The sequence below is a fragment of the Streptomyces atratus genome (assembly GCF_040655115.1).
Classification (GTDB): domain Bacteria; phylum Actinomycetota; class Actinomycetes; order Streptomycetales; family Streptomycetaceae; genus Streptomyces; species Streptomyces atratus_D.
The window spans coordinates 1-25,123 of sequence record NZ_JBFAJH010000077.1; the positions used below are offsets into that span (position 1 = coordinate 1).

The window sequence follows — 25,123 nt, forward strand, 5'->3', positions numbered from 1 at the left end:
TCCTGCATTGAACGCGGCACCCGCCGTGACGACACTCTCGCCAACGCCTACCGCGACTGGCTAACCGCCGCTTGACAGCCAATAGGAGCATCAACCGACCCGGGTCGATCTGAGGTGCTCTCCCTCGCACAGGGGCGAACAGGGGATCGCATGGCCGAAGACCGCGACGGCATGGTCGTCTACAGGCGGCCCGGCTGCCCGTACCGCATGAAGCTCCGCCTGCGGCTCCGGTTCACCCGCCTCAGGTACACCGAGGTGAACATCTGGCGGGACCCCGAGGCGGCGGCGTTCATCCGCTCGGTCGCCGACGGGAACGAGACCGTGCCGACGGTGCCCGTGGCCGGGCACGCGATGGTCAATCCGTCCGAGCGGCAGGTGCGCGACGCGGTCCGGGAGGCCCATGCGCCGCAACAGGACGCGTCGTAGCCCCGGATCGGCCGGTCGGGACAAGGCGCCACTGTGCGCCAGGATCAGCGGGACGTCACCGGACGGCGGTCACAGATCCAGATCGACGACCACCGGCGCATGGTCGGACGCACCCTTGCCCTTGCGCTCCTCGCGGTCCACATAGCTGTCCTTGACCGCCGCCGTGAACGGGGCGTTGCCGTAGACCAGGTCGATCCGCATGCCCTTGTTCTTCGGGAAGCGCAGCTCGCGGTAGTCCCAGAAGGTGTACGGGCGGTCGTACTTGAGCGGGCGCGGCATCACGTCCGAGAGGCCCTCCTCACGGAGGGTGGCGAGGGCGGCACGCTCGGCGGGGGTGACGTGCGTGGCGCCCTCGAACAGGGCGGGGTCCCAGACGTCCTCGTCGGTCGGCGCCACGTTGAAATCACCGAGGACCGCGAACGGCTGGGAGCCTGCGGCGTCGGCGCCGACCGCCTTCTGCAGGGCCTCGAACCAGCGCAGCTTGTACGCGTAGTGCTCGTGGGCGACCTCGCGGCCGTTCGGCACGTACACCGACCAGAGACGGACCGGGCCGCAGGTCGCCGAGATCGCCCGGGGCTCCTGCACGCCCTCGTAATCGGGGCCGCCGGGCAGCCCCGTGACGACGTCGGCCAGGCCGGCCCGGGAGACCAGCGCGACCCCGTTCCACCGGCCGGTGGCATTGACCGCGGACTCGTACCCGAGCTCGCGCAGCTCGTCCGCCGGGAACTGCTCGGCCGCGCACTTGGTCTCCTGGATGCACAGCACGTCCGTGCCGGTGCTCTCCAGCCAGGCCAGCAGCCGCGGGAGGCGGGCGGTGATCGAATTGACGTTCCACGTGGCGATGCGCATGTACGTAAACCTAGCGGCTCCCACTGACAGTCGCCGGACCGGCGCCGGTCACAGGCCGGTCGAGTCACCCGGGGCCAGCCGGCCGTGGTCGGCGCCGCCGAGACTGCCGATCTGCCGGTCGTAGATCGGGCGGGCAAGATCGGTGAGCAGCGCGTCGTGGATGTCGATGGCGCGCCGCGGCTTGACCTCGCGTACGTAGTCGATGACCTCGGAGATCTTGTTCCAGGGGGCCATCACCGGGAGCATCAGGGTGTCGACGGGGTGGTCGGGCACGGTGAGCGCGTCGCCCGGGTGGAAGAGCGAACCGTCGACCAGGAAGCCGATGTTGGTGATCCGCGGAATGTCGGGATGGATCACCGCGTGCAGTTCGCCGTGCACCTGTACGTCGAAGCCGGCCGCGGAGAACGTGTCCCCGTGCCCGACGGTGTGGACGCGCCCGGGGAACGCCGCGGAGAGCTGGTCGGCCACGCTGCGCAGGGTCCAGATCTGCGCGGCCGGGTTGGCCTCCATGCCGGCCCGCAGCCGGTTCTCGTCGAAGTGGTCGGCGTGCTCGTGCGTCACCAGCAGCGCGTCGGCGCCGAGTGCCGCGTCCTCCTCCGAGAAGCCGCCCGGGTCGATGACGAGCGTCTGCCCGTCCTTCTCCAGGCGGATGCAGGAGTGCGTCTTCTTCGTCAGTGTCAGGTGCACGGGGTTCGCAGCGTTCATGGTCACCATCCTGCTACGGGCGGGGCCTCGTTTCTTCCTGAATCACGGTCTGGGCGATCGTGAACGCGGCGCCCGCGGCCGGTATGCCGCAGTAGACGGCGGTCTGCAGCAGCACCTCCTTGATCTCCGCGGGCGTCAGCCCGTTGCGCAGGGCGGCCCTGATGTGCGGGGCCAGGCTCTCCAGATGGCCGGAGGTGATCAGCGCGGTGAGCGTGATGCAGCTGCGGGTGCGGCGGTCCAGGCCCTCGCGGGTCCAGGTCTCGCCCCAGGCGTAGCGCGTGACGAGCTCCTGGAACTCGCCGGTGAACTCGTCGGAGGCGGCCAGAACCCGGTCGACATGGGCGTTGCCGAGCACCTCGCGGCGTACCCTCATGCCCGGTTCGAACGGGTCGGCGCGGCCGTTGGTCACAGCCTCCGGCTGATCAATAGCGGGGGCGATCTCCGCGATGGGCAGCACGGGGGCGGACAGCGCGGGGCCGGCGCCCGGGACGGGGATGGCGGCGACGGTGTCCTGCCAGCTCGTCGAGAAGTGGGTGACGAGCAGGTCGGTGACGGCGGCGGGCTGCTCGACCGGGGCGAGGTGCGAGGCCCCGGGGACGAGGGCGAGCCGGGCGTCGGGTATGCCCGCGACCAGGGTCCGGGCCTCGGCGGGCCCGGTGACCTGGTCCTCGGCGCCGACCAGCACGAGGGTCGGGACGCCGATGCGGCCGAGTTCGGTACGGATGTCGAAGGCGGCGAGCGCTTCGCATGCGGCGATGTAACAGCCGGGGTCGGTGGTGCGGACCATCTGGACGGCCCACTCGACGATGGCGGCCTGGGCGGCGGCGAAGCCGGGGGTGAACCAGCGCTCCGGCGCGCTGCGGGCCATGGGCTCCAGGCCGTTGGTGCGGACGACCACACCGCGCTGCCGGAACTCGTCGGCGCTGCCGAACCGCGGCGAGGCGGCCACCAGGGCCAGCGAGGCGACCCGGTTCGGATGGCGCAGCGCGAGGTCGGCGCCGATCGCGCCGCCGATGGAGCAGCCCGCGTACCCGAAGCGCTGGACGCCGAGACTGTCGAGGGTGGCCAGCAGCCGGTCGGAGAGCTCGCCGACGGCGGTGGCCGGGTGGGCGGGGGCGCCGCCGTGGCCCGGCAGGTCGAAACGGAAGATCCGCCAGCGCTGGGAGAGCTCGGGTATCTGCCGGTCCCACATGTGCTGTGTAGTACCGAGGGGCGCCCCCAAGATCAGGACCGGGGCGTCTTCTGGCCCGTCAAAGCGGTATTGCAGGGTTTTAGTCGTCGTCTTGCTCACCCGCTCACGCTCCCATATCTCACATCTTCTCAAGCGAGGGGGTCGGGACGCAGGGGCATTGCGTGACTGGGATTGGTCCGGTTCGCCGGCCCTGTGAGTGACGTGGCGTCATGTCCGTTGTGTGGCAAGTGGCCCGGGAGGGCAGAGCAGGCACGGTGCTGGTGATCATGTGGTTGTCGAGACCCATGAGAACCGAGCGAGACCGTGCCTGCCCGAACATCATCGCCCATCCCCTGCGCACTGGAGCAACTGGACTCCCCGACCGATCCCCTCACCTCAAGCGATGTCGCTGACCTGCGGCGTTTCCTGATCCAGGTCGCCGATCCCCGCGATGCGCGAGGACTGCGGTATCCGGCTCTCGCGTTGCTGTGCGCAGCCGTCCCGGCGGTGCTGACCGGGGCTCGCTCGCTCGTCGCGATCAGCGAGTGGATCACGGATGCCCCGCAGCATGTGCTGGGCGTCCTCGGCTTCGCTGCCGATCCACTTACCGGTCTGCGGCCGGTGCCGCACGCCGCAACCGCGCGCTGCCTGCTGCAGCGCGTGGACGGTGACGCGCTGGACGGCGATCAGCGCGTATCCGCAGGCCACCTGACACCGGCGGAGAACCCGGCCGGCCGGGCCGGAGTCACAAACGCCGGCGTTCAAGTCGAGTAAACCTGGCGAGCGAACGCGACAATCCGCGCGAAGGTCGCCCGCCTCCTGAACAACACGATCAACTGGTTCTGATCGGTGATCCACAAGTCTTGACGACAGTTCGGTTCAGGGTGGTGCGGTGACCGACGCCGGCAGACTGCGGGGCGCGCACCGGCGGCGCTTGTCGGGAAGCAGCTGGGTGATGCCCTGACCGTCGCAGTGCTCCAGCAGGGGAACGGTGACGCGTCGGGTGGTGTCCAGGGCGCGGCTCGCCGTTCCCACGGCGAACGGCTGGTCGAGTTCGCTCAGCCGGTCGGCCGCCAGCCGGGGGGCGTCCGGTAGCAGCACCACGTGCTCCGCGAGTCGCAGTACCGCTCCGTGGCGGACCGCCGTGGCGAGCTCGCGGCGGCCGAGGCCGAGTTCCGCGAGCCGCTGGGCGTGGGGCGCGGCGAAGGGCCGACGGGCGAGCTCGGTGGTGAGACGGTGCACCGCGTCCGCCACAGCGGCGGGCAGTGCCGCGGGCCCGGTGGTCACACGCCCGCGGCTCATCCGCAAGGGCGGCGTGACCAGTGCCTCCACCAGGGAGACGGCCGGCAGCCCCAGACGGTGCCGAGCGGCCTCCACCGGGATGCCCTCCTCGGTGGGCCGCTGGGAGCGGTACGCGGCGACCAGTTCGGCCAGCCGGGCGCCCAGGGCGGTCCAGTGGGCGGGGTCTGCAAGCCAGTCGTCCGCGACCGGTGTGGTGTGGACGGCCACCCCCATCGCGGTCAGCTCCCCGCGCCTGACCAGCAGCCGACGCCGTAGCTCGGCCGCCTCGCCCGGAGTGCCGCGAGCGTCGCCGAGCTCTGCCGCACGCCGTGCCGCGGAGCCGCGGCGCCGCAGTTCCGGTGGCTGGGGGTCGAGCACCTTCAGGCCGGCCAGCACACGTCGCATACCGGGATCGCGCAGCACCGCGCGGTCACCGATACGGAGCGGCAGTGGCGTCGGCAGAGTCAGCCGGACGATATCCGCACCGAGCGGCCGTACGCGTACGGGCACGGCCGCCGAGCCGATGTGGGCGACAGCGGTGCGGGGCAGCGCCGCGGCCGGTGTTCCGCCATGTACGCGCACGTCGCAGCGCAGGCAGGGGAGGAAGCTGTCGGGGGTGAGCAGGGCGTCGCCGCGGCCCGTCAACTCCTTGTCGAGGTCCCTGAGGTTGACGGCGACCCGGGCGGTGGCCCGCACCAGATCGGTCTCCTCGCCGAGGGCCTGCAAAGCCCTGACGCGCACGGGACGGCCGGTCCGGGCTGTCACCAGGACGTCGCCCCGGTGGATCCGCCCCGCACCGAGCGTGCCGGTGACCACCAGCCCGCTGCCGCGCACGGTGAAGGACCGGTCGATCCACAGCCGCACCGGGGAGTCGGCGTCCCCGTCCGGCAGCCGCGCGGCCAGCCGGCCGAGGGCGGCGCGCAACTCCGCGAGGCCCGCGCCGGTGCGGGCGCTGACGGCCACGGCCTCGACGCTGCCGAGGGTGCTGGACCTGATCCGGTCCCGTGCCTGCGCCGTGGCGGGGCCGGGGTCGGCCAGATCGCAGCGGGTGACGGCGAGCAGTCCGTGCCGTACACCCAGGGCGTCCACGGCGGCGAGGTGCTCGGCGGACTGCGGCTTCCAGCCTTCGTCGGCGGCGACGACGAACAGCACGGCGGGCACGGGCCCCACGCCGGCCAGCATGGTGGGGACGAACCTCTCGTGTCCCGGGACGTCGACGAACGCGAGCCGTTCGCCCGATGGCAGCTCCGTCCATGCGAAGCCCAGGTCGATGGTCAGACCACGGCGCCGCTCCTCTGCCAGCCGGTCGGGGTGGTTGCCGGTCAGCGCGTGGATCAGTGTGCTCTTGCCGTGGTCGACATGCCCCGCCGTCGCGATGACCCGCATGATCACCGCCCCGCCGCGCGCAGCACCGCGGCAAGGATGTCACCGTCGCACGCCTGCGGTACGCACCGCAGGTCCAGCAGCAGCCGACCACGCACCACCCGGCCGAGCACGGCCGGTTCACCGGTGCGCAGCGGCGTCGCCAGGTCGTCGGGGAGGCTGAGCGCACAGGACGGCAGGGCGGTCCCGGGGGCGCCGCCTCCTCCGACCACCGCCTCGCAGGGCACGACGCGCGCGTCCAGACCTCGGCGCGCCACGTCCTCGGCCAGTCGCAGCGTGCGGATGCGCAGCTGCGGCAGCGGCAGGTGCACGGCTGCGTGCACGGGTGGCTCGGGACCGCGCAGTGTCGCTTCCAGCGCGGCCAGGGTGAACTTGTCCACGCGCAGGGCGCGGGCCAGCGGATGGCGGCGCATCCGCTCCACGACGGCGGCCCTGCCGAGGACCAGCCCCGCCTGCGGACCGCCGAGCAGCTTGTCCCCGCTGGCGGTGACCAGCGTGGCCCCGGCGCGCAGGGCCGTGGCCGCGTCCGGCTCGTCCGGTAGCACCGGGTCGGGGGTGAGGAGGCCGGAGCCGATGTCGACCACCACGGGCAGGCCCAGCGACGCCAGTTTCCCGGCGTCCACTCCCCGGGTGAAGCCGCTCACCGTGAAGTTCGACGGGTGGACCTTGAGGATGAAGCCGGTGTCCGGGCCGACGGCGTCCGTGTAGTCGCCGAGACGGGTCCGGTTGGTGGTGCCGACCTCGCGTATCCGGGCGCCGCAGGAGGCCAGCAGTTCGGGTATCCGGAAGCTGTCGCCGATCTCCACGAACTCGCCCCGGCTGAGCAGGATGTCGCGCCCCGGGGCCAGCGTCACCGCCGCCAGGGCCAGTGCGGCGGCTCCGTTGTTGACCACGTGCACGGCCTCTGCGGCCGGCACCGCTTCGCGAAGGGCCGCCATGGTGCTGCGGCCGCGCGACGCCCGTCTGCCGGTTCTCAGGTCCAGCTCGACGTCCGTGTATCCGCCGGCCGCCGCCATCGCCTCCAGTGCGGACCGCGACAGCGGGGCCCGTCCCAGATTGGTGTGCAGCACCACGCCGGTGGCGTTGTGCACGGGGCTCAGCCCGGCCGCGCGTGCGGGGAGCGCGGCAAGAGCGGCATGGACCGCGTCGCCCGGGGCGATCCGTCCGTCGCGTACGGCCTGCTGGGCGATGGCGACCGCGGCCTTGACGATGGGCCTGCCCAGCCGTGCGGACGCCTCGCTCAGCCGGGGATCTCCGAGCAGCACCGTGGTGCTCGGCACCTGCCGCCGGGTGTCCGCCGGCGGCTGCCGCATCTTGTCCGCCACCCGCGCCACCCCGATCGAAGTCAGCGGAGGCGGACGGGAATCGAACCCGCCTGGCCCGGTTTCCGGACCACACCGATTTTGAAGATCGGGAGGGGCACCAGCCCGCCCAACGCCTCCGGAGCAAGATTGTGATCCCCGCACGCTGCTGGGGCAAGAGGTGAAATGATCGTCGTATGACGACTGTTGGCCCCGCTGCCGGACCAGCCGCGCCCGTACGCCTGACCCGGTACGCACACGGCGGCGGCTGCGCCTGCAAGATCCCTCCGGGGGAGCTGGAGGCGATGGTCGCGGGACTGTTGCCGCCCCGGAACCCCGGACAGGCCCTGGGCAGCGACGAGGACCGGCTGCTGGTCGGACTCGACGACGGCGACGACGCCGCGGTGGTGCGCACCGGTGACGGCACCGCTCTGGTGTCGACGGCCGACTTCTTCACGCCCGTCGTCGACGACGCCCGCGACTGGGGCCGGATCGCCGCGGCCAACGCCCTGTCCGACGTCTACGCGATGGGCGGCCGGCCCCTCGTCGGGCTCAACCTGCTGGGCTGGCCCCGTGACGTACTGCCCGCGGAGCTGGCCCGGGAGGTCCTGGCGGGAGCGCTCGACGTCGCCCGGAGCGCCGGCTGCCTCGTCGGCGGCGGCCACAGCATCGACAGCCCGGAACCGCTCTACGGAATGGCCGTGACCGGCCTGGTGGATCCGGACCGGCTGCTGCGCAACGACGCCGGCCGGCCGGGTGTGCCGCTGACTCTGACCAAACCGCTGGGTGTCGGGATACTCAACAACCGCCACAAGCGGACGGGCGAGGTCTTTGCGCACGCCGTCGCCGGTATGGCGGCGCTCAACGACAAGGCCAGTGCCGCCGCCCTGGAGGCCGGCGCCGTGTGCGCCACCGATGTGACCGGATTCGGGCTGCTCGGCCATCTGCACAAGCTGGCCCGGGCCAGCGGCGTCACGGCCGTGGTGGACGCCGCCGCAGTCCCTGTGCTCGACGGCGCCTGGGAGTCCCTGCGGGCCGGGTACGTCAGCGGCGGCACCCGGCGCAATCTCGACTGGGTGCGTCCGCACCTGGACGCGGGACGGGCGAGTGACGACCAGCTGCACCTGCTTGCCGACGCGCAGACCTCCGGCGGGCTGCTGGTCGCCGGGGAGATACCCGGACATCCGGTCATCGGGGAACTGGTGCCCGCCATGGCCGGCACCACGCTGGTGATCCGCTGAGCGCTGCGGACGGCCGCGGGTCCGCGGGCGAGGCCCCCGGGCCCGCGGCCGGCCCGCTACTGGTAGCGGATGTGCAGGTGGTTGTCGTGGTTCGGGTAGCTCGTGGTCAGCCCTTCCGAGATCAGCTGCGGATCGTTGAAGAAGATCAGCTGGACGTGGCCGGGCGCCTTCGCCCGGATTTCCTGCACGAGCCTGCGGGTGGCCGCGCGGTCGTAGGTGCTCGACTGCCAGGTGATGCGCCCCGCGGTGCACTGCGCCGAGTCGGTGCGGACCGGCCACACGTCGATGTCCATCCCGACATCGTGGCTGGCGTGTCCGGGTATGTCCCCACCGTGCTCGAAGCCCGCGTCGCCGACCGGCAGTCTGCCGTTCCCGGTGGTGGCGAACGTGGCGGCGGCGGCCTCCAGTTGACCGACGGCGCCGGCTGTCGCCCAGTGGGCGCCTGCGTTGCCGTCGGGGCTCTGTGCGCACATCGTGCCGGCGCCGAAGTCGATGTTCTCGTAGTGCCACAGCAGGTTCTGCCAGGTGGCCGGCCCGACGACGCCGTCCGCGCCGATTCCCGCATGGGACTGGAAGGTGCGGACGGCGGAGTTGGTGGCGGGTCCGAAGGCCCCGTCGACCGAGAGACCGGCGCCCCGCTTGGCATTGAGCAGCGACTGAACGGCCGTCACCGCCGGCCCGTTGTCGCCCTGTCGTACGGTGATGACGAGCGCGCCCCAGGTGGCGGGCCCGACGATGCCGTCCGCGGCCAGGCCCTTGGACTGCTGGAAGCCCACCACGGCGCTCTGCGTGCCCGAGCTGAAGACGCCGTCCACCGCCACGGAGCGGCCGTGCGCGGCGAGCAGGTGCTGCAGCGCGACAACGTCGGAGCCCCGGTTGCCGTTGCTCGTCAGCGGGAACGCGGCCTGCGGGAAAGCCTGCGCGGGGACGCCCAGTCCGAAGAGCAGGCCCGCCACCGCGGTGAACAGCGTGATGATGCGTGCGAGTCGTCTCACGGTTCCTGCCTCACGTTCCTGTTCGCTTCTCGGCTCACCTTCCTGCTCACTTCCCCGACTGGAGGGCGCCCCAGGTGGCGGGGCCGACGATGCCGTCGGCGCCCAGCCCGCGCGAGGACTGGTAGTCGCGTACGGCCTGGTCGGTGCCCGGGCCGAAGGCACCGTCGATGGCCACGGTCCGCCCGAGCGCGGCGGTCAGGGCGCGCTGCAGCCGGGTGACGGCCTCTCCCGTCGAGCCGTTCTGGATGATCGGGGTGGATCCGCGGGACAGCAGGGCCGTCCAGGTCTTCGCGCCGACCACACCGTCCGCCGTGAGCCCCTTGCTGGTCTGGAAGTTCCTGGCGGCGGTGGTGGTGGCGGACCCGAAGATCCCGTCCGGGGTGCCCGGGTCGAAGCCGGCGGCCTTGAGCAGGCACTGGGCTGCCTTGACCTGGTCTCCGGTCGAGCCGCTCTGGACGGTGGTGTACGCGGTGAAGTCGAAGTTCACCCCGGTGCAGGTGGGCGGGGGCGGGGTGCCGGTGCCCACGTCCAGGTAGTCGCGGTCGATGTTGATCGAGTAGCCGCCGTAGGACTCCGCGACCTCACCCGCGTACTGGTGGATCCGCTGGTGGTTGGACCAGTAGGTGGACGGCACGTAGGAACCGGTGTTGGTGTCGGCGGCGCCGTTCCACCACGCGTAGAAAAGGTGGTCGACCCGCGTGTAGGCGCTGTTGTTGTACTCGCCGGCGGCGTCCTTGATGCCGGAGGCGGCGCTGGAGTAGAGGCCCGACAGATAGCCGCTGCTGTGCAGCCGCTCGGTCCAGCCGGACAGGTACGACAGCACGGCCGCCTTGCAGGAGGCCGTGGAGTTGTACGCCTCGATGTCGCTGTAGATGGCGCTGCCCGCCGGGATACCGAGGTTCGACGCGGCGGTGACGGCGCCGGCCGCGGCGGTGACACCCTGGGACTTGGCCGTGGCCGGATCGGTGGACATCGTCAGCGAGTAGCCGGTGCACGGTGCCTGGCGGCCGACGTCGATGGGGAACAGACGCCATCCGTTGTTGGTCTGGTTGGTCACCCAGGTCGCCGTCAGATTCGGCTGGGCGCAGCCGCGGAAGGAGCCGCTGATGTAGACGCCGACCGCGCTGTACGGCGAGCTCGCCTGCCAGGCGTTCATGGCGGCTTGCGAGGGCGCGGCACAGGCGTCGAAGCCCTTGCCCAGGTAGCTGCCCGGCTGCGGCCCGGCCGCGGCCAGGAGGGTGGCGTCGGACCGCTGAGCCGCGCGCGGCAGCTCGGTGCGCTCGGCGCCCTTGGTGAGGTCGGCCGAGGCGAGAACGCCGCGCACCAGGCTCTCGGTTTCCGGGGTGTGGGCGGCGGTCACGAGGACGCCGGCGTCCTCGACCGCGATCTGGATGGTGTCGTTGCTGGACGCGGCGGTCGGGGCGGTGGCCTGGCCGCGCTGGGTCCGCGCGGTCGCCGCCGTCGCCTGGCCGGCGGAGCGGGCGGTGATGGGCTCCACGACGATGCCCGCCGCACGGCCGACGACTCCGGCGGGGCAGTCGTTCTGGTCGGCGGGCTCACCCAGGTAGACGGCGGGTCTGTCGAACCGGAGGCAGGCGCGCGGGTTCTCGGCCAGATCGACCACCTGCCATTCGGCGGGCACCTCGATGCGGTAGCCGTGGTAGGTGACGGTCTGCCGGCTCTCGGGCCGGGAATCGGCCAGGGCGGGGCCGGGGACGGCGAACGCGCCGATACCGGCGAGCACCGCCAGCAGGGCCGTTCCGGCGCGGGCGCGCCAGGGGAAGCGGGACGACATCAGGGCACTCCTACTCGAATGTGGGGGAAAGAGTGAGGGGGGAGCGGCGCGGCAGGTCTGCTCCGCTTCGGCCACGAGCGGTGCCCGCCCGTGGCCGAAGCCTGTCCGGCCGCGCGCCTTACGGACAGGGCAGGCCCACCTTCCCCGGGCCGCAGGCCGGCCCGGGGAAGGTGGACTGCTGTGCGCGTGGGGACTTGCCGGTCAGACGCCGCAATTGGGCGCGGACCAGGAGCGGCTGGTGCGTCCGTCCACGTGGGTGTGGTCGTTGTGGTCGGGGTAGCCAGGGCCGAAGATGCCGCCGAAGCCCTGATAGCGGGCCCGCTGGGCGAGCTGGCAGAGCGTCGGGCTGCCGACGAGATCGGCGGCGTCACCGTACAGGTGCCGGCTGTTCGATGCGCCGCCCACCGCGTTGTTGCAGGCCGTCGACCGGAATCCGCTGGTCACGGTGAGCGGCACGTCGCCCATGGCGTGCCGCATGGCCTCCAGCTTCCACATCGTGCGCAGGCCGTTGGACTTGGCCGTCGCGGCACTGACCGCGCCACCGGACCAGTCGGAGTTGCACTTGTTCAGTTCGGCGTAGGTGAAGTGGATGGGGGTGCAGTCCGGGTCCTGCAGTGCGTAGATCTTGCTGAACGTCTGGGAACCCGCGACGCCGTCCGCTGCCAGCCCGTATGCCTGCTGGAACTTGGTGACCGCGGCCGTGGTCCGCGGGCCGAAGCTGCCGTCGACGGAGAGGATCTCGCCGTAGTCGACATGCCCGGCCACCCGGATCTGCAGCTGGGTCACGTCGGCGCCCGACATGCCCTCGGACAGGGTGCGGCCCCAGGTGTAGCACTCGTCGGCCTGGGCCGGGGCGGCCGTGGCCAGCATGCCACCGGCGGTGGCTGACATGATCATGACAATAGTAAGAACAAGTTGCATTGCACGCCTCAGCATTGAGCCTCCGTCATGAGTCCTTCCCGATTCCCCGCTAGGGGGCTGAGGCGAGTTTGACCTCCTTGACCGTTGCGTGTCCACACCGCCTCCATCTGCCACAAGACCAGACCTCCGGCACAACCGGCCTGCAGGCCACGGTTGTTGCGCCATCTGGTGTGACGCGGCGTTCGGCCCCGATGCGGATTCCTGCTCAAGAAAGCTCCGCTCCCGGCCCGGGAGATGGCAGCGCCACGGCCCGGGCCAGGGCCGGCCTGCGGGAGGGAGCGGTGTGGCACGGGCGCATGCGCACGACCACCACCAGCGCCATGACCACCATGACGGCGGGGCAGGTTCGTACAACCTCCGTGCCCTGTCGCGACATCGGGCGATGACGCTATCGGAAGACCGCGCAGGCGACAGCGGCGATCAGCACGGAGCACAGGACGGTCATGCCGCTCAGCCGCCGCGCAAGCAGGTCGTCCCAGCGCCCCCCGTTTCCGGAGAGCCTGCGCAGAGCCGGGGTGAGTGCCCGGCCCGCTCCGAAGCCGAGCCCGGCGGCCAGGGCAGGCGCGTAGGAGCCCCCGGACAGCAGCACCGCGACCGCCATCGCGTACGGCGCACTCGCCGAGACATAGGTACGCACGCCCGTACCGAGCTCGAAGCCGAACTGCAGGGCGCCGCGCGCCAGATGGCGGCGCAGCACGTCCTGCGGTATCTGCCGGGCGTTCTGCGGCAGGCGTAGCGGCAGCCTGCCCGCGTCGCGCAGCGCGGCAAGCAGCGCGACGGCCACGGTCAGCCCTTGCCGCACGCCGGCCGGGAGCGGTGTGAAGAGACCGGACAGGAGCCACAACACCCCGGCCGTCAGCACCCCGCCGGCCAGCAGGCCGACGGTGAACACGCCGAGGACCAGCGCCTGTCTGTACGTTGCCCGCCAACCTGGCGAGGCCAGCGCGAACGCGCTGTTACGCGTTCAAACGGAACCGGAGAGCGAGTAGCCGGCCAGACCGCCGGTGATCGCCCAGGTCAGCATGGGGGCGTAGAGGGCGGCGGCGATCGCCGCGATCCCCAGGGCCGCCACGGGCAGGGCGGGATCGGTGAGCAGCACCCGTACGGCACGCGCGCCGCTCGGCCGGGCCGCGGGACGGCCGGACTCGCTCATCTATGCCGTCCCGGTCAGCGTGAGCCAGGTGTTCTGGCCGACCACGCCGTCGGCGGTCAGGCCGTGCAGGGACTGGAACGAGACGACGGCCTGCCGTGTGAGCGAACCGAAGTTGCCGTCGACCGTCAGTGCGGAGCCGTGCTTGTTGAGCTGCCGCTGCGCGCCGCGTACGGCATCGTTCACGTCTCCTTGGCGCACGGTGACGACCAGTACCGGCCAGGTGGCCGGGCCGACGCTGCCCGTGGGGCTGAGTCCATTCGCCGACTGGAACTCCTCGACCTGCGCCTCGGTGTCCGGCCCGAAGATGCCGTCGGTGCCCGTCGGATGACCGTGGTAGGTGAGCAGGTGCTGAATGGTGTGGACGTCGGGCCCGGTGGCGCCGCGGCCGAGGGTCGGCCAGCTGATGGAGCCAGGGCAGTCGCAGTCGGTGGTCCAGCGGCAGATGGACTTCACCCAGCCGGAGCCTGTGTTGCGGTACCCGTCGTGGCAGCGCCGCTCGATACCGCAGCCGCAACTGCCGCAGGCCGCGCTGTAGCGCCACAGCCAGCCGTCGTAGGTACCGGCGTAGCACTGGTTGGGCCGCAGTGTCCAGGTGACACCGTCCGACCGGTGGAAGCCGGTGTTCGTCCCCGATGTCACGCACGCGTCGGCATAGATGGTGCTGGGCCCGCAGCCCGGGGAGCAGTTGTGGTCCTCGGCGTAACTCGGGCACGCACCGGTCCAGATGTCGTAGCCGTCGGCATACGCCTGCCGGGCGGCGGTGAACACCCCCAGCGCGGCAAAGCCCGCGGCGGTCGCCGCCTGCAGCACCGTGCGCCTGGACGGCGCGAAGGATGGCAGGGCCCCGCGCCTGGTCCGGGATCGGCGGCCACTGCTCCCGGAGCCGCGCAGCGTGGGCACGTCGTCCAATGAAGTCACGGCAGGCTCCTCGGCGTTGCGGGTTGGATGTCGTCGAGCAACCGCAGCAGCGCGGTGGGTGAACCGAGCGGCTCCGAACGCGCGATCCGGCCCTCCGGATCGATGGCCACCGCATAGGGGGTGGCGGGGATGTCGTAGGCCGTGAACAACTCCGGACGGTGATCCCTGACCGGGACGGCGCCTTCCTCAGCCTGCGGCCCGGCGCCCGCGTAGAGCCCGAGCACCTGCGGGGCGGCGGCAGCGTCCTGGCGGACCGTCCAGGCGCCGGCCTCGGCGAGCACCTGGCTGCAGGTGCGGCAGTCGGCGTCGAGGAAGAGCAGCAGCGCGGCGCGGCCCGGCGCCAGGAGGCCGTCGAGCCCGGCCGGATCGAGCCGGGCCGCATCGAGCCCGGGCGCCGATGCGCCGGGTGTGATGCCCACCCGCCCGGGGTGGTGCGGCTGCGTTCGTGACAGCTGGTGCACCTGCCTGATCAATCCCGAGACGACCAGCGCGAGCAGCGCGATCGCCGCCCACGAGGCGATCACAGCGCTGGTGGTGAAGTCCATCGCGTCGACACTCCTTCGGCAGTCCGGTGCACGGTGGTCTCGGTCGGCTGGTGAACAGCGGCCCTGGTCGGCAGGTGAACGGATGCTGCGGTCGGCTCGTGCATGGCAGCGGGCAGGGACCACAGCAGCACGGTGCAGGCAGGAGCTGCGAGCAGCAGTGTGATCAGCTCCGCCGCGGAGAGCTGTACGGGGCCGGCCCCGGCGATGACCGCGCCGGCCGACGCGAGCCCGGCGAGGGCCGCGGCCCGCCGGGTCACCCAGCGGCTCACGGGCACATCCTGGTGTGAACAGCCGCACGGCCCCCCGCGGCCGAGGGCGAGGACGTGCCGCGTGTAGCCGGCGTAGAGCCCGAAGAGGGCGGTCCCCACGGCGAGTACGGCCTGTAGCCCCCGCTGGTGACCCGTCAGCAGCGCGGCCGCGCCGACCGCCCCCAAGACGCCCTCCGCGAAGGGCAGGACGGCGGCCGCGAACCGGCGGAACCGCGGGCCCAGCACGCCGTGCACCCGCAGCGCCTCACCCAGGGCAGCCGGACGGGCGGCGTGGGAGCCCGCACCCATGAGCAGGCTCAGTATGACGATCGAGGCGGTCAGCCCGCCGTAGAAGCCGATCACCGCCGGCTCACCCGGTGTGCCGCAGCGCGAGCCGCCCGACGAGCTCGGGCACCCGCTCGACGGGAGTCGACGCCAGCGGCACCACCGTGGCCCAGATCTCGGTGGAGGAGAGCACGAAGAACGGACTGCCGTCGGAGAGCGTGTCGCGGAACAGCTCACCGGACGCGACCGCCACCCCCTTCCAGGGCGGAAGCTGGGCGGTGTGCTCCTTCGTCCGCCGGGACAGCTCCAGCAGCCCGAGTCCGGGCACCTCCTTGATCACCGTCGCGGGCCGCGCGAAGGCGCTTCCGGCCGACGGATCCGGCTGGAGTGTGAGCCCGTACTCGCTCTCCGCGATTCGCACCGACCGGAGCAGCCCGAGCACCTCGGCCACGCTCAGGCCGTACAGCCGGGTCACGAGTGCGTGGCGCTCGCCGCGCCACACGACGAGCGACGGCCGCTCCACGAGCCCTGAGCGCGGCTCGCGCTCGATCGACTCGAAGATGCGCAGCGTGCCCTTCTGGAAGGTGAGCTCGGAGTCGGGTGACGCGATGCCCAAGGAAGCGGCGACATCGTCCCCCAAAGAGGCTGGCCCGGCGGTGAACTCGACCAGTCGGCCACCGACCACCACCTCGACGGCCGAAGTACACGGCGACTCGAGGTCGAAGTCGCCCTCCAGGTGATACGTCCCGCCGTCGAGGGCGCGATGAGTGACGAACGATGCGACCATGTGCATCCTCCCGGGGGGCGGGGGTCTGTGTGACACCGCAGCCGCAGAGGAAACTAGACAATAGTCATGACCCTGTCAATGCAGCATCGCCCGGCGGAAGGGTCGACTGGGCGATCACCTGCAGGCGGGTCGACACGGTACTGGCTCCGGACGGCGGCACCACCGCCGGCACGCAGGCCACGCCGCATCCGCGGCATGAGGACACGCAGCCCGCGCCCCGGGATGCGGCGAAGCCGAAGTCGCAGGTGCCGGGGCGCCAGGGGCTGGCCTGGTCGGTGCTGTCGGCGGACCACCAGCGCATCCTGCAAGCTCTCGCGGACCGGTCCCGACTCGGTCAAGGGCCACTGGCCTGCCAGGAGATGGCCGCAGCCTTCGGCTGAACCGTGCTGGTATCAAGAGGAGACCTGTCTCACGATTCGGTCGGATGGTGACCAGGATCAGCAGCCGGCGATGCCAGGAGGTTCTCGATCGCCACGAGGCGTGTCTCCAGCCTTTGGACATCCGCGCGCGTGGAGTTCTGTTCGGACGGCTTGAGCACGATCACCAATTGGCCGTCCGGCTCAAGGCGCCCCACGGCGACCATGCTGATGTCGTCGCCGTTCTGCAGACGTACCGCGTGGTCGACTTCTGTGGGGCGCAGTGCCAGGTGCCTGAGCGCCTTCGTGAGCAGCCGGCCGTCCTCGATGATTGTTGTCGGCTTTCCCTCCACCAGGCGTACAGCACGCTCGTCGACGGCCAGCCACCGGTTCAGTGCCGCGTTGACCGTGACCAGGGTGGTGGCGCCGATCGCGCCACCGAGCAGGCTGTTGTCGTTGCCGATGATTGCGTTCTGGACGACGTTGGACAGCAGGAAGATCACAACGAAGTCGAAGGTGTTCAGGTTTGCCAGGCCGCGCTTGCCACTCAACCGGAACAGAATCACGATGAGTGCGTAGACACCGACAGTACGCAGCACCTTCTCCGCGACAGGGACCTGAACAGACAGCAGATCGTGCCACATGGCGCTCCTCACACTCCGGCTCTGAGCATCGAGAACCGACCATCCCGATCACCGACCCCGCCGTTCTCGCATCACGATGACCTGGGCGCCGCGGAAGTGCCCGCCGGGAAGGTTCGAGGCGACGTTTCCGCTGAGCGCCGTACACCCATGTGGCCGAGCGGCTTTTTGGACGGGACGGTGCAAGGTGGTTAGCTGCGGCTGCCGTCCGGTCTGCGCATCTGTTAGCGGCTGACCGTGACCGGTCGGCAATTCCGCCCCCTTCGGGGAAGGGGGCGGAATCGAGTGTCCGGCGGCGCGTGCTCTCGCCCCAAGTCGTCCGCAGAGGGCCTCCAACGATCCGCCCGGGGGCGGAGACCATCGCTCATCGAGTGGCCGTGCGTCATTCAGGCGGCTGCTGACCCCGCCCGCGGCCAGCGCCCTTGGACCTGTTCTCACCGGCGTTCTGGCCCTGCTGCTTGCTCTGCTCCAGCAGGTGGCGGGCCTGCTCCTGAAGCTTCTGACGTTCCTGGGGGTCGGTCGTACGATCCGCGGCTTCGGTCAGCTGCTGAACCTTCTCGCGCATCTGCTGTGCTCGGCTGCCGGACTCGCCTGCGACGCTCATGTCACTCCTTGAACTGTAGGGAAGAGCGGGCCCCATCAGACAACCAGGGCTCGATCACCCCCGCATCCCGGAACATCACCGTGCGTAAGCCCCCCGGCAAGGGCGAGGCCGCGACCAATACGGTGTGCGACATCATCGCGACCTGATGCACCCAGGTCGATCCTTTTGTCCATCGATCGCACCCTCGCCGGTCGACCCGGCGCTCGCCTGGCCGCGACGCTGGGCATCCGCGTCGCGAAGGACACCTTGCCGCACCTGCTGCGAACCGTGCCCGATCCTCCAGAAGCACCAGTACGTGTCCTGGGCGTGGATGACTTCACGCTGCGCAGAGGCGATTCGTACGCCACCGTCCTGGTGGACCTGGAGACCCGGCGACCGGTCGAGGGGAAGCTGATCCCCTTGCCGCCTGGCTGGGCATGCGGAGGTGGAGGTCATCTGCCGGGACCGGGCAGGCCTACGCTGCGGAGGCCAGGGTCGGGGCGCTCAACGCTCCTGCGGCAACCCGCTGCTGGTCGGGGTCACACCGCCGAACGGAGGATTCGTGCTCCTTTCCGCCCGTGCGTTCTCGCGGTGCGGGCGGAGGGGCCGGTGTAGCGTCAGGGCCAGCTGTCATGGTTCCGAAGTACCCGTCGCCCGTGAGCGCGAGTTCACGGGCGGCCCTGCTGTTCAGAGTCACCGAGGGCCAGGGCGATCACCTCCGGCCCCGCAGGGTGCGGGGCCGGCTTCGAGTCCCCTTGGAGGACACAATGGCCAGCGGAACCGTCAAGTGGTTCAACGCGGAAAAGGGCTTCGGCTTTATCGAGCAGGACGGCGGCGGCCCGGACGTCTTCGCCCACTACTCGAACATCGCCGCTCAGGGTTTCCGTGAGCTCCAGGAAGGCCAGAGGGTGAACTTCGACATCACCCAGGGCCAGAAGGGACCTCAGGCGGAGAACATCACCCCTGCCTGAGCCCTGACGCACGACGCCCGCCCCGCGACACACTCGCTGGGGCGGGATTCGTGCGTCAGGGCTCGGATCCGTTGCTATCCGGTCTGCCCGGGGATGCAAGGTTACGCCAGGCGCCCCAGCGTGCCGCGCTGCTGCGCGTGTTGAAGAGCTTCGGGTGTACGCGTGTGGAACGGTGAGCTGGCTTCGGCCCATGCCAGACAAGTGGAGGGATTCTTCCTTATGGGACACGGCGGGAATGTGATCGCGGAACTCACCACCGGCCACCGTGAGGTCGACGGCCTGTTCGAGAGGGTCGAGGCCCTGCCGGTCGGCGACAAGCAGCGCCGGAAGCCGGCCGATGAAGTGACCATCGAGCTGGTACGCCACTCCGTCGCTGAGGAGATGTACCTGTACCCGGCGGTGCGGGAGCACGTCGAGGGCGGGGACGGGATCGCGGACAAGGAACTCTCCGATCACGCAGCGGTGGAACAGCGTCTCAAGGAGTTGGAGGGTCTCGAAGCGGATGACCCGCAGTTCGACCACCTGGCGGCGAAGCTGAAACTCGAGGTGAGCGAGCACGTACGCGATGAAGAGAGCGGGCTGTTCGCCCTCCTCGCCGCGGCTTGTACGCCCGAAGGCTTGGACGAACCGGGCGACAAGGTCCGCACGGCCAAGAAGATGGCCCCCACTCGCCCGCACCCCTCCGCCCCGGACACCCCGCCCTGCAACAAGCTGCTCGGTCCCGGCACCGGACTGGCCGACCGGGCCCGGGACCTGGTGACCGGACGCGGCAAGAACTGAGCACGCCCCCACAAGAGCGTGACCCCTCCGGCTCCACCGGCCGGACCAGGTAGTCACCCGGACCGACGTGGGCCGCGCCCTGCCCCACCTGGCGAACACCTCGGGGAGACAGCCGCCCAGTGAGTTCTCCGAGGCAGCGGGACGAAGGGATGCAAGCAGCGATGGCCGAAGGCGGGCGGAACCGAAGCAAGTTTGGGGTGGACCGGTCGGAGGGCTTTGGTGAGCGGTTGCTGGGTGTGCTGCTCGACCGGGCTCACGAGATGCCGCCACAGTTGATCGCCCCGCTCGTCGCGGAAGAAGTGGCCAGGGTCGGTGGCCGGGACCTCTCGATCCTCTTGCAGGACTACGAACAGATGCTGCTGGTACCTCTGCCGGGACGGCGGCTGACGGTCAGTGAACCCGAACCGGTCAAGGACTCCCCCGCCGGCGAGGCGTTCCTGAGCCGCAAAACGGTAGAGGTGCCGCAGGACGGCCATGTGCGCATGTATCTGCCACTACTGGACGGCAGTGACCAGATCGGGGCGATGGCCGTCACCCTGGACAGCGTCGATGACGATGACCGGCGGTTGCTGCGCAGACTCGCCGGCTTGGTCGCAGACATGATCGTCACCAAGGACGCCTACACCGACCTGTTCTTCCAGGCCCGACGCAGCGCCCCGATGAGCGTGGCCGCGGAGATCCAGTGGTCGTTGCTGCCCCCGCTGTCGATGACCGTCCCGCAGGTTGAGGTGGCCGGAATCCTGGAGCCCGCGTACGACGTGGCCGGCGACAGTTTCGACTACGCCCTCAACGGCGACATCCTTCATGTGGCCATGATCGACGCGATGGGCCACGGCCTGGACGCGGCGACCATGGCGACGGTGGCCATCGGCGCCTATCGCCACACGCGACGGGCCAACACCAGTCTGTCCCAGGTGTATGCGTTCATGGACAAGGCCATCAACGAGCAGTTCGGCCCCGACCACTTCGTCACCGCACAGATGATGTGTCTGAACATCGCTACGGGCCGGCTGCAATGGGTCAACGCCGGCCACCCGGCACCGCTGCTGATCCGTGACCGCGCCGTGGCGGACCGGCTGGAGAGCCCGACCACCTTGCCGGTCGGCTTCGGCGGTGAGCAGCCGGAAGTGAGCGAGCGGATGCTGCAACCCGGGGACCGGTTGCTGTGTTTCACCGACGGCCTGATCGAGGAGCACCATGTCGGTGGGGAACAGTTCGGTGAGGAGCAACTCATCGAGTGGACCAACCGCGTCATCCGCGACCACACCGCGGTGCGGGCGGTGGTGCGAGCACTCTCCCACACCCTGAAACAGGAACGAGGCGGCCTCACCAGCGACGACGCAACCATCTTCCTCATCGAGTGGCGGGGCGGCGACGCCGATCATCTCGCCACCCTCGATTGAGCCGACAACCACCCGCCCCCACGGAGCCGACAACGCCGAAGCCCCCACGACCGATCCCCGAGTCGGCCGCCAGGATGCGCGAGCGCGCAGATCCCCCGCCACGCGCAGAAGCCCCACCGGAGCACTCCGGCGGGGCTCCTTTCGTCTCACGCGCTCTCAGTGTGTTCACGCGCGAGCCAACGAGGGAGGAGTGCACGGCCGCGCTGTCGAGTGCCTTGTGTCCGGCAGCGGCTGCTTGTTCAAGTTCGCCTTCATCGAACAGAGCGGCGGCGAGACCGATCCGGTCCATCGCGCGGACGCGGTCGAAGCCGGGGGCGCGTAGGCGCAAAGCTGCCTCGAAATGGGGGCCGGCGGGGTGTCCGCGGTGGCCTTGGTGGGTCAGGTCTCGGGCGCTACCGGCCCGGGCTCCGGCGTTCTCGGCGGCGTCGAAGCAGGTTGCCCAGGAGGGTGCGGTGGCGGTGGTTCGGGCCAGGAGTTCCTCTGCGTGGTCGAGGTGCCGGGCGGGACCGGCCATTCCGGGACGGTGCGGGTGAGTGCCGGGCGATCAGCGGCGATGACACGCTGCGTAACCACTCGAAAGGGTGATGTGAAGGGGCAGGGGTGCACGCGCACGGGTCGTATGGGAGGGGCGCTTCCCCCAAGAGGCCCCCAGAGGAGGACATCATGTTCCGCCACTCGATACGCACGCTTCTGGTCGGCGTGTGCACGCTCACCGCAGTTTCGCAGGCCGCCACAGCCGTGGCCCTTGCCGTACCGGCCGAACCTCGCACGGCGGCGCCCGCCGCCCAGGCACTGCGCCAGCAGACTCGTTCCGACCTCACCACCGCTATGAAGGGTGAGGCGTTCGCCTACGCCTCCTACAGCCTCTTCGGCGCTCAAGCCGACCGCGAGGCCCACCCTGCCGTCGGCAAGCTGTTCCGCACCACGGCGCAGACCGAACTGAACGAGCACCTGAAGCAGGCGGCCACCCTGGGTGGCGTGGCCGGCACGAACGCGGCCAACCTGCGCCAGTCCATCAACGGCGAGACCTACGAGCACCGGGTCATGTACCGCGGCTTCGCCGACCAGGCCCGCAAGGACGGAGACTCTGAGGCCGCCAAGCTGTTCACCGAGATCGCCGCGGACGAGGGCCGCCACCGCGACGCCTACCGCACCGCGCTCACGGTCGTGACCACCGGCCGCGGCACCGTCCCGGCGCCGCCGAAGGCCGACACGGTGTCGGTGCCCGCCGGCCTGCCCAAGGTGAAGGCCGCCCGCACGAAGACCAACCTCGACACCGCCATGCACGGCGAGGCGCTCGCCCACGCCAAGTACATGCTCTTCGCCGCCCGCGCGCAGCAGACCGGCAACCCCGCACTGGCCCGCCTGTTCGAGGGCACAGCCGGGGTGGAACTGCACGAACACTTCGCCGGCGAAGCGGTCCTGGCCGGCCTGGTCCGCACGACGAAGGACAACCTGGGCAAGGCCATCACCGGGGAGCGCAACGAAGCGACCAACCTGTACCCGGGGTTCGCCAAGCGGGCCACCGCCGTCGGCGACACCGCCGCCGCCCGCTACTTCCGCGACACCGCCGCCGACGAGGCCAAGCACGCAGCCGCCTTCCAGCAGGCACTCAACCAACTGCACTGACCGCCCGGGCTGAGCCGCGAGACCGGCCGGACACAAGGCAAGAACGTCCGGCCGGTCGACACGTCACATGGGCCGACCGGGCTGCCACTGGTGCGACTGCTGCCGCGTCACCCCCTGCCGCCGGACCCGCTTGTTGAGAAACCGCCATGCCAGACCGCCTTCGCACCCGATTCAACGATCCGATCCACGTCAACGACCGCACCGACGGCCACGACCAGGACGATCACCAGCGCCGCCACACGCACCGGAACGGAAGAGGCCGGCCGGGCCACGGCGGACGCCCTGCCCTCGGCGGGGCTGTCGGCCGCACCGCTGCGCTCACGCTCCCGGCGAGGGCCGGCGCGGCCGAGCAACCAGACGGCGACCGTCAGGACGAACAGGGTGATCGCCCACGGAGTGAGACCGGAGCCCGTCTCGGCGTGCTTTTCCAGTAGCGCACTCTCCTGCACCCGCTCCTCCAGCCACTCGCCGGATTCGGTGGTCAGTACCACCAGAGCAAGAGTGATCAGCCCCAGTACCGGCAGCACCCAGCTGAGCCGACGGGCTACCGAAGGCCACCGCGCACAGACGACGAACGCCAACGCCGTCAGCGGCACCAGCACCGGGACGCCTGCGGGGGTGGGGCGGACTGCGTCGGCGGCACGGGCTGCATGGGCGGCGCCTGCTGGGCCGGCGGCCCCGGGAAGGGCTGCGCGGACTGCGGGGTGTTCGTCTCACTCACCTCGCTCACTCGCTCCAGGCTCGCTCCAGGTTGGTGAGCGCCCTGCCGCCCTCCGGTCAGGGGGTGGCCGCGGACACGACATAGACGACAGGGGATGCCGGATCGGTCATGTCGACGGTGATGTTCTGGGTGGGACGCGGGTCCTTGTTGGTGTGCGTGATGCCCGCCCAGTCGGCGCCGGGGCCGAAGTACCAGCCGGCGATCTCGGTGTCGCGGGCACCGATGGTGACCTCGCCGTCCTTCAGGGCCGCGCGACCGCTGCCGAGACGGCTCAGGAACCGGTCGAGGCCGGCGGACGACGTGCGGAACTGCACGTACATCCGGCTGGCCTTCCAGTTGTTGGTCTCGTAGTACTGGACGTCCAGGGCGTTGCCGGGGATCGGCAGTTCGAAGATCCGGCGCTGCATCCGGGACGGCCAGCCTTCGCGCATCCCCTGCGCGGCGGCCTCGGCCTCCTTGTCCTGACCGGAGCGGCGGCTCTGCCCTGCGGAGATCAGCAGATAGCCGGCCGGGACGCCGATCAGCAGCACGATGATGGTCGCCGTGATCAGACGCCGGCGGATCGTCCGGCGCCGGTCCTGTGGGGGCCTGCCGCCGCCCTCGTCGGGCGGCGAGGACTGGCGCGGCACGACGGGGTGCTCGGCTGTGGTCATGTTCTGGAAATCCCTAGGAGGTGCGGGTGTTGCGTGTGGAGCGGATGGTGTTCGCGGCCTGGTCGTAGAACTGCGCGTACCGCTCGTACCGCTCGACGCGACGGCGGTTGGTACGCCGGAACCTTCGCGCGACCAGCCGGGCCAGGTCGGCGGCGCCGACCATACCTGCCTCCGGGCCGAGCTGCGCCTTGGCGATCCGGGCCTCGGGGCGGTAGCCGCGGCCGGTGAGGTGGCGCCTGAAGGCGTCCCTGGCAGGGCCGATCAGCAGATCGTCCGCGGCGCTCACACCGCCGCCGATGACGAAGCAGGAGGGGTCGAGCGCGGCGGCCAGATTGGCGATGCCGACGCCGAGCCACTGACCGATGTCCTGGAGGAGCTCGATGCACATCGCATCGCCCTCCCGGGCCAGTTCGGTGATGAGAGGCCCGGTGATCTCGGGGATGTTCCCCTTCACGCGCTCGATGATGCCGTGGGCGACCGGGGAGTCCGCGGCGGCCAGCTCCCGGGCCTCGCGGACCAGGGCGTTGCCGGAGCTGTACTGCTCCCAGCAGCCTCGGTTCCCGCACGGGCAGCGGTGTCCGCCGGGCACCACCTGCATGTGGCCGAACTCACCGGCGACGCCGTACTTGCCGCGCTTGACCTGACCGTCCTCCAGGATCGCGCCGCCGATGCCCGTGCCGAGTGTGATCATGACCAGATGATCCTCGCCGCGCCCGGCGCCGAAGCGCCACTCCGCCCAGGCGGCGGTGTTCGCGTCGTTGTCGACCATGACGGGGACGACGAGACGCGAGGCCAGGGCGTCCCTGAGGGGTTCGTCGCGCCAGGCGAGGTGCGGGGCGAAGAGCACCTTGGAGCGGTCCGCGTCGACCCAGCCCGCCGCGCCGATGCCGACGGCGTGCACATCGTGCCGGTCGGAGAGATCGAGGACCAGCTCGACAATGGTGTCCTCGACGACCTTGGGGCTCTTGGACTTGTCGGGCGTCTCGGTACGCAGCTGCTCCAGGATGTTGCCGTCGGCGTCGACGACGCCGGCCATCACCTTCGTACCCCCGATGTCGATGCCGACGGTGGGTACCCGGGGCGCGGTGAGGTGCGAGCGCCGCTCACGGGTGCCGACGGTCCGCAGGACGGTGGCGCGGGCGGAGCCGCGGTGTGTGAAGTCGCGGTACGTGCTCATCGTCCCTGCGGGGTCTGGGGGGCCGGGTGGTGGTGCTCCCGGCGACGGACGGCGCCCGTCGGGCTCGATTCTGCCACTGCCGGGGCGGCGTGGCGGGCGGCCGGGGTGCGCGGTTCCTGGGACTCCCTGCGGTGGACCACGTGCCAGCGCAGATGCTTGGACTCCTGGCATTCCCCCTCGTTGGCCTCGAATTCGTCAGGGGGTT

The 25,123-nt window shown here is 70.9% G+C and carries 26 protein-coding genes, 1 tRNA gene and 2 pseudogenes; 8 read left to right on the forward strand and 21 right to left on the reverse strand.

Features of this window, described 5'->3' with window-relative positions; genetic code table 11:
* Positions 1–150: 150 nt before the first annotated feature.
* A complete protein-coding gene (locus AB0I23_RS38595) occupies positions 151–426 on the forward strand; it encodes a glutaredoxin domain-containing protein (protein WP_359117338.1) in 276 nt (91 codons plus the stop codon).
* 69 nt (positions 427–495) lie between these two features.
* On the opposite strand, the gene AB0I23_RS38600 is transcribed toward AB0I23_RS38595, so the two are convergent.
* The 3 genes from AB0I23_RS38600 to pcaDC are packed head-to-tail and all read right to left on the reverse strand — an operon-like array spanning position 496 to position 3,289.
* A complete protein-coding gene (locus AB0I23_RS38600) occupies positions 496–1,275 on the reverse strand; it encodes an exodeoxyribonuclease III (RefSeq protein WP_359117340.1) in 780 nt (259 codons plus the stop codon).
* Between the two features lie 48 nt (positions 1,276–1,323).
* Complete coding sequence (locus tag AB0I23_RS38605) at positions 1,324–1,980, reverse strand: MBL fold metallo-hydrolase (protein WP_359117343.1); 657 nt, start codon at positions 1,978–1,980, stop codon at positions 1,324–1,326.
* Between the two features lie 13 nt (positions 1,981–1,993).
* Positions 1,994–3,289, reverse strand: a complete 1,296-nt coding sequence (gene pcaDC / locus AB0I23_RS38610) for a bifunctional 3-oxoadipate enol-lactonase/4-carboxymuconolactone decarboxylase PcaDC (RefSeq protein WP_436847062.1) — start codon at positions 3,287–3,289, stop codon at positions 1,994–1,996.
* Positions 3,290–3,475: 186 nt separating this feature from the next.
* Here pcaDC and AB0I23_RS38615 point away from each other — a divergent pair, with 186 nt between their 5' ends.
* Positions 3,476–3,925: a transposase family protein gene (locus AB0I23_RS38615; protein WP_359117348.1), complete on the forward strand. Its 450-nt coding sequence runs from the start codon at positions 3,476–3,478 to the stop codon at positions 3,923–3,925.
* Between the two features lie 105 nt (positions 3,926–4,030).
* Here AB0I23_RS38615 and selB read toward each other — a convergent pair whose 3' ends face one another.
* The 3 genes from selB to AB0I23_RS38630 form a co-directional block, all read right to left on the reverse strand.
* Entirely contained in the window at positions 4,031–5,818 is a 1,788-nt protein-coding gene (selB, locus tag AB0I23_RS38620; protein ID WP_359117351.1) for a selenocysteine-specific translation elongation factor, read from the reverse strand.
* Between the two features lie 2 nt (positions 5,819–5,820).
* Positions 5,821–7,128, reverse strand: coding sequence for an L-seryl-tRNA(Sec) selenium transferase (gene selA, locus AB0I23_RS38625; RefSeq protein ID WP_359117398.1), 1,308 nt, complete (start codon positions 7,126–7,128; stop codon positions 5,821–5,823).
* Between the two features lie 35 nt (positions 7,129–7,163).
* Positions 7,164–7,257: transfer RNA gene (locus tag AB0I23_RS38630), tRNA-Sec, on the reverse strand.
* A 56-nt stretch (positions 7,258–7,313) separates the two neighbouring features.
* Here AB0I23_RS38630 and selD point away from each other — a divergent pair.
* Positions 7,314–8,357, forward strand: a complete 1,044-nt coding sequence (gene selD, locus AB0I23_RS38635; protein ID WP_359117354.1) for a selenide, water dikinase SelD — start codon at positions 7,314–7,316, stop codon at positions 8,355–8,357.
* A 56-nt stretch (positions 8,358–8,413) separates the two neighbouring features.
* On the opposite strand, the gene AB0I23_RS38640 is transcribed toward selD, so the two are convergent.
* From AB0I23_RS38640 to AB0I23_RS38680, 9 genes are all read right to left on the reverse strand, one after another.
* Positions 8,414–9,352 carry a penicillin-insensitive murein endopeptidase gene (locus AB0I23_RS38640; RefSeq protein WP_359117357.1) on the reverse strand — a complete coding sequence of 313 codons (939 nt, stop codon included), beginning with the start codon at positions 9,350–9,352 and terminating at the stop codon, positions 8,414–8,416.
* A gap of 46 nt (positions 9,353–9,398) precedes the next feature.
* Complete coding sequence (locus AB0I23_RS38645; protein ID WP_359117360.1) at positions 9,399–11,147, reverse strand: glycoside hydrolase domain-containing protein; 1,749 nt, start codon at positions 11,145–11,147, stop codon at positions 9,399–9,401.
* Between the two features lie 201 nt (positions 11,148–11,348).
* The gene (locus AB0I23_RS38650; protein WP_359117363.1) at positions 11,349–12,083 is read right to left on the reverse strand and encodes a D-Ala-D-Ala carboxypeptidase family metallohydrolase; all 735 of its coding nucleotides are present in this window, start codon (positions 12,081–12,083) and stop codon (positions 11,349–11,351) included.
* Positions 12,084–12,456: 373 nt separating this feature from the next.
* Positions 12,457–12,960 carry a hypothetical protein gene (locus tag AB0I23_RS38655; RefSeq protein WP_359117366.1) on the reverse strand — a complete coding sequence of 168 codons (504 nt, stop codon included), beginning with the start codon at positions 12,958–12,960 and terminating at the stop codon, positions 12,457–12,459.
* 72 nt (positions 12,961–13,032) lie between these two features.
* Positions 13,033–13,221 carry a hypothetical protein gene (locus AB0I23_RS38660; RefSeq protein ID WP_359117369.1) on the reverse strand — a complete coding sequence of 63 codons (189 nt, stop codon included), beginning with the start codon at positions 13,219–13,221 and terminating at the stop codon, positions 13,033–13,035.
* On the reverse strand, positions 13,222–14,139 hold the full coding sequence (locus AB0I23_RS38665) for a peptidoglycan-binding domain-containing protein (protein WP_359117372.1): 918 nt from the start codon (positions 14,137–14,139) through the stop codon (positions 13,222–13,224).
* Positions 14,136–14,684, reverse strand: a complete 549-nt coding sequence (locus AB0I23_RS38670; protein WP_359117374.1) for a hypothetical protein — start codon at positions 14,682–14,684, stop codon at positions 14,136–14,138. Before AB0I23_RS38670 ends, AB0I23_RS38665 begins: the two co-directional genes overlap by 4 nt.
* The gene (locus AB0I23_RS38675) at positions 14,660–15,295 is read right to left on the reverse strand and encodes a MauE/DoxX family redox-associated membrane protein (protein ID WP_359117377.1); all 636 of its coding nucleotides are present in this window, start codon (positions 15,293–15,295) and stop codon (positions 14,660–14,662) included. The genes AB0I23_RS38670 and AB0I23_RS38675 overlap by 25 nt, the downstream gene beginning before the upstream one ends.
* A 7-nt stretch (positions 15,296–15,302) precedes the next feature.
* Positions 15,303–16,004 carry a hypothetical protein gene (locus AB0I23_RS38680; protein ID WP_359117378.1) on the reverse strand — a complete coding sequence of 234 codons (702 nt, stop codon included), beginning with the start codon at positions 16,002–16,004 and terminating at the stop codon, positions 15,303–15,305.
* A gap of 104 nt (positions 16,005–16,108) precedes the next feature.
* On the opposite strand from AB0I23_RS38680, the pseudogene AB0I23_RS41880 reads away from it, so the two are divergent.
* Positions 16,109–16,381 (forward strand): annotated as a pseudogene (locus AB0I23_RS41880) (hypothetical protein); the annotation flags it as partial.
* A 32-nt stretch (positions 16,382–16,413) separates the two neighbouring features.
* Here AB0I23_RS41880 and AB0I23_RS38685 read toward each other — a convergent pair.
* Entirely contained in the window at positions 16,414–17,004 is a 591-nt protein-coding gene (locus tag AB0I23_RS38685; protein WP_359117380.1) for a DUF421 domain-containing protein, read from the reverse strand.
* Positions 17,005–17,383: 379 nt separating this feature from the next.
* Complete coding sequence (locus tag AB0I23_RS38690) at positions 17,384–17,605, reverse strand: DUF6381 family protein (RefSeq protein WP_359117382.1); 222 nt, start codon at positions 17,603–17,605, stop codon at positions 17,384–17,386.
* A 746-nt stretch (positions 17,606–18,351) separates the two neighbouring features.
* On the opposite strand from AB0I23_RS38690, the gene AB0I23_RS38700 reads away from it, so the two are divergent.
* The 4 genes from AB0I23_RS38700 (at position 18,352) to AB0I23_RS38715 (ending at position 22,367) form a co-directional block, all read left to right on the forward strand.
* The gene (locus AB0I23_RS38700) at positions 18,352–18,555 is read left to right on the forward strand and encodes a cold-shock protein (RefSeq protein WP_267009397.1); all 204 of its coding nucleotides are present in this window, start codon (positions 18,352–18,354) and stop codon (positions 18,553–18,555) included.
* A 219-nt stretch (positions 18,556–18,774) separates the two neighbouring features.
* Entirely contained in the window at positions 18,775–19,335 is a 561-nt protein-coding gene (locus AB0I23_RS38705; protein WP_359117385.1) for a hemerythrin domain-containing protein, read from the forward strand.
* Positions 19,336–19,496: 161 nt separating this feature from the next.
* On the forward strand, positions 19,497–20,738 hold the full coding sequence (locus AB0I23_RS38710; RefSeq protein ID WP_359117401.1) for a PP2C family protein-serine/threonine phosphatase: 1,242 nt from the start codon (positions 19,497–19,499) through the stop codon (positions 20,736–20,738).
* Positions 20,739–21,401: 663 nt separating this feature from the next.
* Positions 21,402–22,367 (forward strand): ferritin family protein, encoded by a 966-nt coding sequence (locus AB0I23_RS38715; RefSeq protein ID WP_359117388.1) that lies wholly within the window; start codon positions 21,402–21,404, stop codon positions 22,365–22,367.
* 107 nt (positions 22,368–22,474) lie between these two features.
* Here the strand turns inward: AB0I23_RS38715 and AB0I23_RS38720 are convergent, their stop codons facing one another.
* The 4 genes and pseudogenes from AB0I23_RS38720 to AB0I23_RS38735 all read right to left on the reverse strand — a co-directional run.
* Entirely contained in the window at positions 22,475–22,969 is a 495-nt protein-coding gene (locus AB0I23_RS38720) for a hypothetical protein (RefSeq protein ID WP_359117391.1), read from the reverse strand.
* 175 nt (positions 22,970–23,144) lie between these two features.
* Complete coding sequence (locus AB0I23_RS38725) at positions 23,145–23,741, reverse strand: hypothetical protein (RefSeq protein WP_359117393.1); 597 nt, start codon at positions 23,739–23,741, stop codon at positions 23,145–23,147.
* 13 nt (positions 23,742–23,754) lie between these two features.
* Positions 23,755–24,918 carry an ROK family glucokinase gene (locus AB0I23_RS38730; protein WP_359117395.1) on the reverse strand — a complete coding sequence of 388 codons (1,164 nt, stop codon included), beginning with the start codon at positions 24,916–24,918 and terminating at the stop codon, positions 23,755–23,757.
* Positions 24,915–25,123 (reverse strand): annotated as a pseudogene (locus tag AB0I23_RS38735) (hypothetical protein); the annotation flags it as partial. The pseudogene AB0I23_RS38735 and the gene AB0I23_RS38730, both read right to left, overlap by 4 nt.

Coding starts and splice junctions, on each gene's coding strand:
- AB0I23_RS38685 (WP_359117380.1), bottom strand. CDS start 17,004: ATGTGGCACGATCTGCTGTCTGTTCAGGTCCCTGTCGCGGAGAAGGTG.
- AB0I23_RS38645 (WP_359117360.1), bottom strand. CDS start 11,147: ATGTCGTCCCGCTTCCCCTGGCGCGCCCGCGCCGGAACGGCCCTGCTG.
- AB0I23_RS38680 (WP_359117378.1), bottom strand. CDS start 16,004: ATGGTCGCATCGTTCGTCACTCATCGCGCCCTCGACGGCGGGACGTAT.
- AB0I23_RS38690 (WP_359117382.1), bottom strand. CDS start 17,605: ATGAGCGTCGCAGGCGAGTCCGGCAGCCGAGCACAGCAGATGCGCGAG.
- AB0I23_RS38660 (WP_359117369.1), bottom strand. CDS start 13,221: ATGAGCGAGTCCGGCCGTCCCGCGGCCCGGCCGAGCGGCGCGCGTGCC.
- selB (WP_359117351.1), bottom strand. CDS start 5,818: ATGCGGGTCATCGCGACGGCGGGGCATGTCGACCACGGCAAGAGCACA.
- AB0I23_RS38605 (WP_359117343.1), bottom strand. CDS start 1,980: ATGAACGCTGCGAACCCCGTGCACCTGACACTGACGAAGAAGACGCAC.
- AB0I23_RS38725 (WP_359117393.1), bottom strand. CDS start 23,741: ATGACCACAGCCGAGCACCCCGTCGTGCCGCGCCAGTCCTCGCCGCCC.
- selA (WP_359117398.1), bottom strand. CDS start 7,128: ATGCGGCAGCCGCCGGCGGACACCCGGCGGCAGGTGCCGAGCACCACG.
- AB0I23_RS38710 (WP_359117401.1), top strand. CDS start 19,497: ATGGCCGAAGGCGGGCGGAACCGAAGCAAGTTTGGGGTGGACCGGTCG.
- AB0I23_RS38730 (WP_359117395.1), bottom strand. CDS start 24,918: ATGAGCACGTACCGCGACTTCACACACCGCGGCTCCGCCCGCGCCACC.
- AB0I23_RS38595 (WP_359117338.1), top strand. CDS start 151: ATGGCCGAAGACCGCGACGGCATGGTCGTCTACAGGCGGCCCGGCTGC.
- AB0I23_RS38650 (WP_359117363.1), bottom strand. CDS start 12,083: ATGCTGAGGCGTGCAATGCAACTTGTTCTTACTATTGTCATGATCATG.
- AB0I23_RS38705 (WP_359117385.1), top strand. CDS start 18,775: ATGGGACACGGCGGGAATGTGATCGCGGAACTCACCACCGGCCACCGT.
- AB0I23_RS38700 (WP_267009397.1), top strand. CDS start 18,352: ATGGCCAGCGGAACCGTCAAGTGGTTCAACGCGGAAAAGGGCTTCGGC.
- selD (WP_359117354.1), top strand. CDS start 7,314: ATGACGACTGTTGGCCCCGCTGCCGGACCAGCCGCGCCCGTACGCCTG.
- AB0I23_RS38715 (WP_359117388.1), top strand. CDS start 21,402: ATGTTCCGCCACTCGATACGCACGCTTCTGGTCGGCGTGTGCACGCTC.
- AB0I23_RS38600 (WP_359117340.1), bottom strand. CDS start 1,275: ATGCGCATCGCCACGTGGAACGTCAATTCGATCACCGCCCGCCTCCCG.
- AB0I23_RS38670 (WP_359117374.1), bottom strand. CDS start 14,684: ATGGACTTCACCACCAGCGCTGTGATCGCCTCGTGGGCGGCGATCGCG.